The sequence below is a fragment of the Burkholderia sp. BCC1640 genome (assembly GCF_902833125.1).
GTDB classification, from domain to species: domain Bacteria; phylum Pseudomonadota; class Gammaproteobacteria; order Burkholderiales; family Burkholderiaceae; genus Burkholderia; species Burkholderia diffusa.
This window is the reverse complement of sequence record NZ_CADFEF010000004.1, coordinates 148,286-160,753: the sequence shown is the minus strand read 5'-3', so window position 1 is coordinate 160,753 and position 12,468 is coordinate 148,286. Positions and strand designations below refer to the sequence as shown.

The 12,468-nt window shown below is 68.2% G+C and carries 6 protein-coding genes; 4 read left to right on the top strand and 2 right to left on the bottom strand.

The genetic code is table 11. From position 1 onward, the window contains the following. Nucleotides 1-368 precede the first annotated feature (368 nt). Nucleotides 369-1,178 (bottom strand): transporter substrate-binding domain-containing protein, encoded by an 810-nt coding sequence (locus HWX25_RS06665; RefSeq protein ID WP_175907798.1) that lies wholly within the window; start codon nucleotides 1,176-1,178, stop codon nucleotides 369-371. A gap of 149 nt (nucleotides 1,179-1,327) precedes the next feature. Between HWX25_RS06665 and hemE the strand changes: the two genes are divergently transcribed. The 4 genes from hemE to HWX25_RS06645 all read left to right on the top strand — a co-directional run bounded on the left by hemE (nucleotide 1,328) and on the right by HWX25_RS06645 (nucleotide 10,672). Continuing rightward, nucleotides 1,328-2,422, top strand: a complete 1,095-nt coding sequence (gene hemE / locus HWX25_RS06660; RefSeq protein ID WP_279610106.1) for a uroporphyrinogen decarboxylase — start codon at nucleotides 1,328-1,330, stop codon at nucleotides 2,420-2,422. Between the two features lie 448 nt (nucleotides 2,423-2,870). Then, nucleotides 2,871-5,132: a primosomal protein N' gene (locus HWX25_RS06655; RefSeq protein WP_175907797.1), complete on the top strand. Its 2,262-nt coding sequence runs from the start codon at nucleotides 2,871-2,873 to the stop codon at nucleotides 5,130-5,132. Nucleotides 5,133-5,515: 383 nt separating this feature from the next. After that, complete coding sequence (gene putA, locus HWX25_RS06650) at nucleotides 5,516-9,448, top strand: trifunctional transcriptional regulator/proline dehydrogenase/L-glutamate gamma-semialdehyde dehydrogenase (RefSeq protein WP_175907796.1); 3,933 nt, start codon at nucleotides 5,516-5,518, stop codon at nucleotides 9,446-9,448. Between the two features lie 84 nt (nucleotides 9,449-9,532). Then, the gene (locus HWX25_RS06645; protein ID WP_059465030.1) at nucleotides 9,533-10,672 is read left to right on the top strand and encodes a branched-chain amino acid ABC transporter substrate-binding protein; all 1,140 of its coding nucleotides are present in this window, start codon (nucleotides 9,533-9,535) and stop codon (nucleotides 10,670-10,672) included. A gap of 119 nt (nucleotides 10,673-10,791) precedes the next feature. On the opposite strand, the gene HWX25_RS06640 is transcribed toward HWX25_RS06645, so the two are convergent. After that, entirely contained in the window at nucleotides 10,792-12,444 is a 1,653-nt protein-coding gene (locus HWX25_RS06640) for an acyl-CoA dehydrogenase family protein (RefSeq protein WP_175907795.1), read from the bottom strand. Between the last annotated feature and the right edge of the window lie 24 nt (nucleotides 12,445-12,468).

Below are 12,468 nucleotides of genomic sequence, written 5' to 3'. Positions count from 1 at the left end.
CAGGTTGTAACGCCCGCCAGATAAGGCTTTCCGGGATTTTTTGCTGTTTTCGGGGTCCTGAAAAAGGTCATATTTACCCATCTTTTCCGCAGAGTTTTCATCGGGTGCGCGTAATGCGTTTTTCATGCGTATCGGCGTCGGTGAATTGCCGATTTACACGCCGGAATGCGCATCGCGCGGCAGATACCGCATCTGACGAATCATTCGTCGGAAAGATTTTGAAACGTGATTGGGGCACGCGATAGTCGGCCATTCGCGATTTCACGCCGGCCGGGCGCCACGCCGATGTGTAACGGCGGTGCGCCCGGCCGGCGGCAATAACGGGGTCTCTGCCGGTTATCGGCCGCTTGTTCCGCGAGCGCTCATGCTCACTTCAGCCACTTGTCGGAGATCGCCTGGTATTCGCCGGACGACAGCGCCAGGTGCAGCCACTGGTCGACGTACTGCTGGAACACGACGTCGCCGCGCGGCACCATGTACGCCTTTTCGCCGAACTGGAACGGCTTGTCCGGATGCACGGAGCACAGGCCCGGATTCAGCTTTTGCTGCAGCAGCGTCTCGGATGCATCCGTCACCATGACGTCCGCCTTGCCCGCGAGGATCTGCTTGAAGATCGTCACGTTGTCCGGATAGACGCTCAGGTTCGCATGCGTGAAGAACTGCTTCGCGAAGCGCTCGTTGGTGCCGCCCGGGTTCACGATCACGCGGGTCTCGGGCCGGTCGATCTGCGCGACGGTCTGGTACTTGTCGGCGTCCGCGCAGCGCACGATCGGCGTCTTGCCGTCGACCACGTACGGCTGCGTGAAGAACACGCGCTTCTGGCGCTCGAGTGTCGTCGACACGCCGCCTACCGCGATATCGCACTTCGCGACGAAGTCGTTGGTGAGGTTCGACCAGCTCGTCTTCACGAAGTCGGCCTTCACGCCGAGCGATTTCGCGAGCGACTCGGCCATGTCGATGTCGATGCCCTCGAAACGGCCGTCCGGCCGGTGGTACGAATACGGCTTGTAGTCGCCCGTCGTGCACACGCGCAGCGTGCCGCGTGCGACCACGTCGTCGAGCCGCGAGCCGATGGCTGCGGCGGTCGGTGCCGCCGCAGTGGTCGTGCCCTGCGCGTGCGCGGCGGCGCAGCAAAGCACGGCAGCGGTGAGCGTGGCCAGCGTGGCGAATGTCTTCATCGGTCTCCTCCTTCGTTCGGTTCGATATCAGCGTCCGATCATAACGGAGCCATCGCGCGCGTCATATGGCCGCCATCGCATCGGCATACGCGGCCGTGCGGCCGCGCTCCGGTAAAATGCCGCTTTGCCTTCGCATCGTCGCTCCTACCGTGGCCCATACCCTGCTCAACGACACCTTCCTGCGTGCGCTTCTGCGCGAGCCGACCGACTACACGCCGATCTGGCTGATGCGTCAGGCCGGCCGCTATCTGCCCGAATACAACGCGACGCGCGCGCGCGCCGGCAGCTTCCTCGGCCTCGCGAAGAATCCCGACTACGCGACCGAAGTGACGCTTCAGCCGCTCGAGCGCTTCCCGCTCGACGCCGCGATCCTGTTCTCGGACATCCTGACGATCCCCGACGCGATGGGTCTCGGCCTCGACTTCCAGGTCGGCGAAGGGCCGAAGTTCGCGCATCCGGTGCGCACCGAGGCCGACGTCGCGAAGCTCGCGGTGCCGGACATCGAGGAGACGCTCGGCTACGTGACGGGCGCCGTGCGCGAGATCCGCCGCGCGCTGACCGACGGCCAGGGCCGCCAGCGCGTGCCGCTGATCGGCTTCTCGGGCAGCCCGTGGACGCTCGCGTGCTACATGGTCGAAGGCGGCGGGTCGGACGATTTCCGCACGGTGAAGTCGATGGCGTATTCGCGCCCCGACCTGATGCACCGGATCCTCGACGTGAACGCGCAGGCTGTGGCCGCTTACCTGAACGCGCAGATCGAAGCCGGCGCGCAGGCCGTGATGATTTTCGATACGTGGGGCGGCGCGCTGGCGGACGGCGCATACCAGCGCTTCTCGCTGGACTACATCCGTCGCGTGGTCGCGCAGCTGAAGCGTGAGCACGACGGCGAGCGCGTGCCGGTGATCACGTTCACGAAGGGCGGCGGGCTGTGGCTCGAGGAAATCGCGGCGACCGGCGTCGACGCGGTCGGCCTCGACTGGACCGTCAATCTCGGCGCCGCGCGCGAACGCGTCGCCGGGCGCGTCGCGCTACAGGGCAACCTCGACCCGACGATCCTGTTTGCGCCGCCGGCCGTGGTGCGCGAGCAGGCGCGAGCGGTGCTCGACAGCTACGGCAATCATCCGGGTCACGTATTCAACCTCGGCCACGGCATTTCGCAGTTCACCTCGCCCGACCACGTCGCCGAACTCGTCGACGAAGTGCACACCCACAGCCGTAAGATCCGTAGCGGAGCGGCGGGCTGAGCGCAAGTGGTGTCATGCTGCACTGCGGGGTGACGGCGTTTCGCTGTCGGTGCTAAACAGGGCGCAACCCCGCCACGGTTGCCGATTCAAGGCTTGTCAAGACTTGACTTATACACATTTTCCACGTTGCAGCGCGGTAGAGCTCTGTATCGGTCGAATTGTCTCGCTATGGTTTCGTAATTTGAATAGCAGCCTTATGGAATAAGGCTCCGCGGGGCGCGGTCGAGGGCGGCCGAAAACAGCGGAAAGCACGGCCCCGCGCGCTTCGCGGCTGTTGAACGGCGAGTTCTCAACAAAGTTATCCACAGGCTGGTCAGGGTATACGGCGATTCCTAATGCGAATCCAAAACTTAGCGCCGAATCTGAAGTTTTACTTTAAGTTCGCCACCGTGGCGCGAGCCCGGGTGCAATTCGTCGGTGCGCCTCGCATTGTCGCCGGAGCGCGGTGATGGACGGCACTTACCTCAGGGTCGCCCTCGACCATCCGCTCGCCACCCTGTTCGACTACCGCTGCGACGTCCAGCCGGCGCCCGAGCCCGGTACCTTGGTGCAGGTGCCGTTCGGCAAGCGGCAGGTTGTCGGTCTCGTCTGCGAAGTGACGACTCACACCGACGTGCCGCCGTCCCGGTTGCGGGCGATCGACGCGATTTGTACCGAGCTGCCGCCGCTCGCGCCGGATTGGCTCGCGCTGGTGTCGTTCGCGGCCGATTACTACCAGCGCGGTCGCGGCGAAGTTGCGCTGCCGGCGTTGCCGCAGGCGCTGCGCGACGCGGAGCGCTGGGGCCGGCTGCTGGCACCCGAGGTGCGCTACCGGCTGACCGAAGCCGGCTGCGCGGCGCTGCCCGACGCACTGCCGGCGCGCGGGGCCGCGCTGCGGCGGCTCGCGCAGGCACTCGCCGACACCGATTCGATGACGTTGCCCGATGCGCGTGCGTTGCATCCGAAGGCGGCCGCCACGCTCGACGACTGGGCGGCGCGCGGCTGGGTCGCCGTCGAGGAAATCGGCTGGGCCGACGCGCCTGTGCCCAAAGCTGTGGATAACCTGTCGACAACCAGTGGACGAACTGTGCCGCCGGCGCTCACCGACCAGCAGGCGGAGGCGCTCGATGCGATCCGCGCTGCGCACGGTTTCGCGCCGTTCCTGCTGCATGGCGTGACCGGGAGCGGCAAGACCGAGGTCTATCTGCATGCGCTCGCCGCGCTGCTCGATGCGCGGCCCGACGCGCAGGCGCTCGTGCTCGTGCCCGAAATCAACCTGACGCCGCAATTCGAGGCCGCGTTTCGCGCACGCTTCGCGGGCACGCTCGCCGACGACGCGATCGTCACGCTGCACAGCGGGCTCGCCGAGGGCGAGCGGGCGCGCAACTGGCTCGCCGCACACACCGGCCGCGCGCGGATCGTGCTCGGCACGCGGCTCGCGGTGCTCGCGTCGCTGCCGACGCTTGCACTGATCGTCGTCGACGAGGAGCACGAACCCGCGTACAAGCAGCAGGAAGGGCTGCGCTATTCGGCGCGCGATCTTGCCGTGTGGCGCGCGAAGCATCTCGGCATTCCGGTCGTGCTCGGTTCGGCGACGCCGTCGCTCGAGAGCTGGTGGCAGGCCGATCAGGGCCGCTACACGCGGCTCACGCTGTCGCGCCGCGCGGTGGCCGACGCGACGCTGCCGACCGTGCGGCTGATCGATCTCGAAGAGGAGCGGCGGCGCGGGCGCGCGTCGATGGGCGGGCTGTCGGGGCCGCTCGTCGCGGCGTTGAAGGCACGGCTCGAGCGCGGCGAACAGAGCCTCGTGTTCCTGAACCGGCGCGGTTACGCGCCGCAGCTCGCGTGCGACGCATGCGGCTGGGTCGCCGGTTGCCCGCGCTGCAGCGCCTACGTCGTGCTGCACAAGCCCGAACATGCACTGCGCTGTCATCACTGCGGCTGGGAAGCGCGCATTCCGCGGTCGTGCCCGGAATGCGGGAACGTCGATATCGCGCCGCTCGGGCGCGGCACGCAGCGTATCGAGGAGGCGCTCGCCGAGGCGGTGCCGGGCGCACGGATACTGCGGATCGACGCGGACAGCACGCGACGCAAGGGCAGTGCGCAGGCGCTGTTCTCGGACGTGCACGCCGGTGAAGTCGACATCCTGGTCGGCACGCAGATGATCGCGAAGGGGCACGACTTCCAGCGCGTATCGCTCGTCGGCGTGCTCAATGCCGACACCGCGCTGTTCTCGCACGACTTCCGCGCGAGCGAGCGGCTGTTTGCGCAGCTGATGCAGGTGAGCGGCCGCGCGGGGCGCGCCGGACTGCCGGGCGAGGTGCTCGTGCAGACGCGCTATCCGCGTCACGCGCTGTATCACGCGCTCGGCCGGCAGGATTACGTCGGCTTCGCGAATTCGACGCTCGGCGAGCGCCGCGACGCGCACCTGCCGCCGTTCGTCTACCAGGCGCTGCTGCGCGCCGAAGGACGCACGCTCGACGCGGCGCTCGCGTTCCTGCTGCAGGCCGCGGCCGCGTTGCCGGGGCTGCCGGGCGCCGATCGCGTGACCGTCTACGACGCGGTGCCGATGACGATCGTCAAGGTCGCGAACGTCCACCGCGCGCAGTTGCTGCTCGAAAGCGCGTCGCGGGCGGCACTGCAGCACGCGCTGCGCGCATGGCAGCCGGAACTGCGTGCGCTGAAGGGCGTGCTGCGGTGGAGCGTCGAGGTCGATCCGCTCGATATCTGAGCGGTGCGCGCGCGGCCGCCGTGCCGCATGCCGATACCGAGCCGGCCGGATCCGCCGACCCACCGACCGCGCGATCCTCCTCCTGACCCGTCCCACACCCACCTGCATGACCCGCCGCCAAGCACAGTGCAACCCGCTTTTCCCCTTGGTGGTGCACGCCGCGGGTTGCCCAAGTGCGCCAACTTGACCTGATCAGGGAAAACACCGATCCGCCGACCACGGGCAACCCCTAGGTTGCAACCTCATAAGTGGCTGATTATATTGGATAACTTGTGGGTGCAACCAATCCGTCAATTCGGTTGCACCTTTTTATTGCGTGCCGTAGGATTTCGCGCATCCTCTCACACCATATTGCCGGGCTCGCACCGGCGCACGAACCCACCATGGCAAGCACGACTCTCGGCGTCAAAGTCGACGACCTTCTCCGCTCGCGCCTGAAAGACGCGGCAGCGCGTCTCGAGCGCACTCCCCACTGGCTGATCAAGCAGGCGATCTTCGCGTATCTCGAGCGGATCGAGCACGGCCAGCTGCCGCCCGAACTGTCGGGCAGCAGCGGCGTGACGGAGCTTGCCGACGGCCAGGCGACGGACGGCGACGACGACAACTCGCCGCATCCGTTCCTCGAGTTTGCCCAGAACGTGCAGCCGCAATCGGTGCTGCGCGCGGCGATCACGGCCGCGTATCGCCGCCCCGAGCCGGAATGCGTGCCGTTCCTGCTGGGCCAGGCGCGCCTGCCGGCGAACCTGCAGGCCGACGCGCAGGCGCTCGCGACGCAACTCGTCGAGGCGCTGCGCGAGAAGAGCTCGGGCGGCGGCGTCGAGGGGCTGATCCACGAGTTCTCGCTGTCGAGCCAGGAAGGCGTCGCGCTGATGTGTCTCGCCGAAGCGCTGCTGCGCATTCCCGATCGCGCGACCCGCGATGCGCTGATCCGCGACAAGATCAGCAAGGGCGACTGGCGCTCGCACGTCGGCCATGCGCCGTCGCTGTTCGTGAACGCGGCGACCTGGGGCCTGATGATCACCGGCAAGCTCGTGACGACCAACAGCGAAGCGGGCCTGTCGTCGGCGCTCACGCGCCTGATCGGCCGCGGCGGCGAGCCGCTGATCCGCAAGGGCGTCGACATGGCGATGCGCCTGATGGGCGAGCAGTTCGTCACCGGCGAGACGATTTCCGAAGCGCTCGCGAACAGCCGCAAGTACGAGGCGCGCGGCTTCCGCTACTCGTACGACATGCTCGGCGAAGCGGCGACGACCGAAGAGGACGCGCAACGCTACTACGCATCGTACGAGCAGGCGATCCACGCGATCGGCAAGGCGGCCGGCGGCCGCGGCATCTACGAAGGCCCGGGCATCTCGATCAAGCTGTCGGCGCTGCACGCGCGCTACTCGCGCTCGCAGCAGGACCGCACGATGAGCGAGCTGCTGCCGCGCGTGCGCGCGCTCGCGCTGCTCGCGCGCCGCTACGACATCGGTCTGAACATCGACGCGGAAGAAGCCGACCGTCTCGAACTGTCGCTCGACCTGCTGGAAGCGCTGTGCTTCGACCCGGAACTCGCGGGCTGGAACGGCATCGGCTTCGTCGTGCAGGGCTATCAGAAGCGTTGCCCGTTCGTGATCGACTACCTGATCGACCTCGCGCGCCGCAGCCGTCACCGCCTGATGATCCGTCTGGTGAAGGGCGCGTACTGGGATACCGAAATCAAGCGTGCGCAGGTCGACGGCCTCGAAGGCTATCCGGTCTATACGCGCAAGATCTACACGGACGTGTCGTACCTCGCGTGCGCGAAGAAGCTGCTCGCGGCGCCCGACGCCGTCTACCCGCAGTTCGCGACGCACAACGCGTACACGCTGGCCGCGATCTATCACCTGGCCGGCCAGAACTATTACCCCGGCCAGTACGAATTCCAGTGCCTGCACGGGATGGGCGAGCCGCTGTACGAGGAAGTCACGGGCCGCGACAAGCTGAACCGTCCGTGCCGCGTGTACGCACCGGTCGGCACGCATGAAACGCTGCTCGCGTACCTCGTGCGCCGCCTGCTGGAGAACGGCGCGAACACGTCGTTCGTGAACCGCATCGCGGATAAAACCGTGTCGGTGAAGGAGCTGGTCGCCGATCCGGTCGACGAGGCATCGAAGGTCGTGCCGCTCGGCGCGCCGCACGCGAAGATCCCGCTGCCGCGCAACCTGTACGGCGACGAGCGTCCCAACTCGATGGGCCTCGACCTGTCGAACGAACATCGTCTCGCGTCGCTGTCGTCCGCGCTGCTCGCGAGCGCGCACCATCCGTGGCGCGCGGCGCCGATGCTCGCCGACGACGCGCTCGCCGACGCCCCGGCGCGCGACGTGCGCAACCCGGCCGATCAGCGCGACCTGGTCGGCACCGTCAGCGAAGCGACGGCCGAACACGTGAGCGCGGCGCTCGCGCATGCCGTGGCTGCCGCGCCGATCTGGCAGGCGACGCCGGTCGATGCGCGCGCCGACTGCCTGGTGCGCGCGGCCGACCTGCTCGAAGCGCAGATGCACACGCTGATGGGCCTGATCGTGCGCGAAGCCGGCAAGTCGCTGCCGAACGCGATCGCCGAAATTCGCGAAGCCGTCGACTTCCTGCGCTACTACGCGGCGCAGATCCGCGACGAATTCTCGAATGACACGCACCGTCCGCTCGGCCCCGTGGTCTGCATCAGCCCGTGGAACTTCCCGCTCGCGATCTTCATGGGCCAGGTGGCCGCCGCGCTTGCGGCCGGCAACACGGTGCTCGCGAAGCCGGCCGAACAGACGCCGCTGATCGCCGCCCAGGCCGTGCGCCTGCTGCGCGAGGCCGGCGTGCCGGCCGGCGCGGTGCAGCTGCTGCCGGGCACCGGCGAGACCGTCGGCGCGGCGCTGGTCGCCGATCCGCGCACGCGCGCGGTGATGTTCACCGGCTCGACCGAAGTCGCGCGCCTGATCAACAAGACGCTGTCCGCGCGCCTCGACCCGGACGGCAAGCCGATTCCGCTGATCGCGGAAACGGGCGGCCAGAACGCGATGATCGTCGACTCGTCGGCGCTCGCGGAGCAGGTCGTCGCCGACGTGATGCAGTCGTCGTTCGACTCGGCCGGTCAACGGTGTTCGGCGCTGCGCGTTCTGTGTCTGCAGGACGACGTCGCGGACCGCACGTTGACGATGCTCAAGGGCGCGATGCACGAGCTGGCGCTCGGCAACCCGGACCGTCTGTCGACCGACGTCGGCCCGGTGATCGACGCCGAAGCGAAGCAGACGATCGACACGCACGTTTCGGCAATGAAGGAGAAGGGCCACGCGGTCACGCAGCTCTCGTCGCCTGAAGCCTGCGCGCACGGCACGTTCGTGCCGCCGACGCTGATTGAGATCGGCAGCATCGACGAGTTGAAGCGTGAAGTGTTCGGCCCGGTGCTGCACGTCGTGCGCTATCGCCGCAGCCAGCTCGACAAGCTGCTCGAGCAGATCCGCGCGACGGGTTACGGCCTGACGCTCGGCATCCACACGCGGATCGACGAGACGATCGCGCACGTGATCTCGAACGCGCACGTCGGCAACATCTACGTGAACCGCAACGTGATCGGCGCGGTGGTCGGCGTGCAGCCGTTCGGCGGCGAAGGGCTGTCGGGCACGGGCCCGAAGGCCGGCGGCGCGCTGTACCTGCAGCGCCTGCTCGCGACGCGTCCGTCGGGCCTGCCGCGTTCGCTCGCGCAGACGCTGATCGCGGACGGCGCGGTTGACGGCGAACAGCGCAGCAACCCGGCGGCGGCGCTCACCGCGCTGCGCGACTGGCTGATCGAGCAGCGCGAGCCGGCGCTGGCCGCACGTTGCGACGGCTATCTGGCGCAGGTGCCGGCCGGTGCGACCGCGGTGCTGACCGGGCCGACGGGCGAGCGAAACACGTATACACTCGGCCCGCGCGGCACGGTGCTGTGTGTCGCGGCCACGCCGGGCGGCGCGCGCGCGCAGTTCGCGGCGGTGCTGGCGACGGGCAACCGCGCGCTGTTCGTCGGCGCGGCGGGCGAGGCGCTGGTCGCCGCGCTGCCGGCTGCGCTGAAGGCGCATGCGGCCGTGCGCAAGCAGGCCGACGCGCCGTTCGACGCGGTGCTGTTCGAAGGCGACAGCGACGAACTGCAGACGCTCGTGAAGGACGTCGCGCAGCGGCCGGGCCCGATTGTGTCGGTGCAGGGCGTGTCGGCGGGCGCGTTCGAGAACGGCGACGCGGAAGACTACGCGCTCGAGCGCCTGCTGACCGAGCGCTCGGTGAGCGTGAACACGGCCGCGGCGGGCGGCAATGCGAATTTGATGACGATCGGCTGACCATCCTTGCCGTTCGGATCAAACAAAGGAAGCGGCAAGGCGATCCCGAAGCCGCTCCATTTACCCTGGTACCAAGGAGATGCTATGCAACACACGATGAAAAAGCTGGCAGGCGCGACGTTCGTCGCCGTCATGTCGCTTGCGGGGACGGCCCATGCGGACGACGTGAAGATCGGTTACGCAGGGCCGATGACGGGCGCCCAGGCTCACTACGGCAAGGATATGCAGAACGGGATCGCGCTCGCGCTGGAAGACTTCAACGCGACGAACCCGAAGATCGGCGGCAAGGCAGTGAAGTTCGTGCTCGAGACGCAGGACGACCAGGCTGACCCGCGCACCGGCACGACGGTTGCGCAGAAGCTCGTCGACGACGGCATCAAGGGCATGCTCGGCCACTTCAACTCGGGCACGACGATTCCGGCCTCGCGCATCTACGCGAACGCCGGCATTCCGGAAATCGCGATGGCGACGGCGCCGGAATACACGCAGCAGGGTTACAAGACGACCTTCCGCATGATGACGTCCGACACGCAGCAGGGCTCGGTGGCGGGCACCTTCGCGTCGAAGGATCTCGGCATGAAGAAGATCGCGATCGTCGACGACCGCACGGCCTACGGCCAGGGTCTCGCCGACCAGTTCGAGAAGGCTGCGAAGGCCGGCGGCGCGACGATCGTCGACCGTGAATTCACGAACGACAAGGCCGTCGACTTCAAGGCGATCCTGACCAAGCTGAAGGCGGCGAAGCCGGACCTCGTCTACTACGGCGGCGCGGATTCGCAGGCAGCGCCGATGGTCAAGCAGATGAAGACGCTCGGCATCACCGCACCGCTGATGAGCGGCGAAATGGTGAAGACGCCGACGTTCCTGAAGATCGCGGGCAACGCGGCCGACGGCACGATCGCATCGCTGGCAGGCCTGCCGCTCGAGGAAATGCCGGGCGGCAAGACCTACGCCGACAAGTACAAGAAGCGCTTCGGCGAAGACGTGCAGACGTACTCGCCGTACGCGTACGACGGCGCGATGGCGATGCTCAACGCGATGAAGAAGGCCGATTCGACCGATCCGGCGAAGTACCTGCCGGTGCTCGCGAAGACCGACATGGCCGGCGTCACGTCGTCGCACGTCGCGTACGACGCGAAGGGCGACCTGAAGAACGGCGGCATCACGATGTACAAGGTCGAGAAGGGCGAGTGGAAGCCGCTGAAGAGCATCGGCGGCAAGTAAGCATGGCGTGAGTCGCCGGCGGCGTCGAAGGGCGCCGCGCGGGGCATCATGTGAAGAAGCCACCGGGCCGTCGGGTCCGGTGGCTTTTTCTTTGGCGTCGGCGGCGGGGTCGGCGCCCGTCAGGCCGGGTACGCGCGCTGCAGCAGCGCGGCGACGTCGAGCGCGTGCGGATCGAAGCCGCCCGCGATGCGGCCCCAGTCGGGCGCGGCAAGCCGCGTCGCGATGAATGCGTCGGCGACGGCCGCGGGCGCGTCGCGCCGCAGCAGGCAGGCCTGCGCGACGAGCGCGAGCCGCTGCGCGAACACGCGGGCCGATGCCTCGAGCGTATCGGCCGGTGCCGCGAGCATCGCGCGCAGCGCATCGAGCGCCGCGCGGATGCGCGATTCGCCCGCGCCGAGGTCGGTCAGCTCGGCGAAGAGCGCCGCGGCCGCGTCGGGCTCGCGCGACACCGCGCGCAGCACGTCCAGGCACATCACGTTGCCGGAGCCTTCCCAGATCGAGTTGACCGGCGCTTCGCGGAACAGCCGCGCGATCGGGCCGTCGTCGACGTAGCCGTTGCCGCCGAACACTTCCATCACCTCGCCGGTCAGCTCGACCGCGCGCTTGCAGACCCAGAATTTCGCGGCGGGCGTGACGATCCGCTTCCACGCGCGTTCGCGCGGCGAGTCGTCGCGCTCGAACGCATCGGCGAGACGCATCGCGAGCGCGAGCGCGGCTTCGCTTTCGAGCGCGAGATCGGCGAGCACGGTGCGCATCAGCGGCTGCTCGGCGAGCGCGCGGCCGAACGCGTGGCGCTGGCGCGTGTACGCGATCGCCTGCACGACGCCCTGGCGCAGCATCGCCGCGCTGCCGAGCACGCAGTTCAGCCGCGTGTGCGTGGCCATCTCGATGATGGTCGGGATGCCGCGGCCTTCGTCGCCGAGCATGATGCCCCATGCGTCGTTCAACTCGATCTCGCTGCTCGAGTTGCTGCGGTTGCCGACCTTGTTCTTCAGACGCTGGATCTCGACCGCGTTCTTCGTCCCGTCGTGCCGCCAGCGCGGCACGTAGAAACACGACGGGCTGCCCGCTTCGGTGCGCGCGACGACCAGGTGCGCGTCGCACATCGGCGCGGAGAAAAACCACTTGTGGCCGCGCAGCCGGTATTCGCCGCCGCGTCCGCCCGCGCCGACGGCGCTCGCCAGTGTCGTGTTCGCGCGCACGTCGGAGCCGCCCTGTTTCTCGGTCATGCCCATGCCGAACCAGATCGAGCGCTTGTCGGCGGCCGGCACGTCGCGCGGATCGTAATCATCGCTGTACAGCTTGTCGCGCAGCAGGTCCCACAGCGCGGGTTCCTTCTGCAGCACCGGAATCGCGGCCTGCGTCATCGTCGCCGGGCACAGCGTGCCGGCCTCGATCTGGCCGTGCAGGTAGAAGCCGGCCGCGGTCGCGGCCCAGCGGCCCGGGCGCGTATCGCGGAACGCGAGCGACACGAAGCCCTCGTTGCGGTACATGCCGAGCAGCGTGTGCCACGCCGGATGGAAGTCGACGCGGTCGATGCGCCGGCCGCGGCGGTCGAACGCGTTCAGTTCCGGCGTGTGGCGGTTCGCTTCGTCGGCGAGCTGCGCGGTGTCGGCGCTGCCGAGCCGCGCGCCGTACGCGTCGAGCCGCGGCACGGCCCAGCCGGCGCCCGCGCGGGCGATGGCCTCGCGCAGCGCGACGTCGGTGGCGAAGAGGTTATAGTCGACCAGTTCGTCGAACTGGTTCGTGACGGCATGGGTCGATTCGGTCATCGGGCTGTCTCCGGTCTCGTGCTT

Excerpts from the sequence above, each read along its gene's own strand:
- putA (WP_175907796.1), top strand. The coding sequence starts at position 5,516 with ATGGCAAGCACGACTCTCGGCGTCAAAGTCGACGACCTTCTCCGCTCG.
- HWX25_RS06645 (WP_059465030.1), top strand. The coding sequence starts at position 9,533 with ATGCAACACACGATGAAAAAGCTGGCAGGCGCGACGTTCGTCGCCGTC.
- HWX25_RS06640 (WP_175907795.1), bottom strand. The coding sequence starts at position 12,444 with ATGACCGAATCGACCCATGCCGTCACGAACCAGTTCGACGAACTGGTC.
- HWX25_RS06665 (WP_175907798.1), bottom strand. The coding sequence starts at position 1,178 with ATGAAGACATTCGCCACGCTGGCCACGCTCACCGCTGCCGTGCTTTGC.
- HWX25_RS06655 (WP_175907797.1), top strand. The coding sequence starts at position 2,871 with ATGGACGGCACTTACCTCAGGGTCGCCCTCGACCATCCGCTCGCCACC.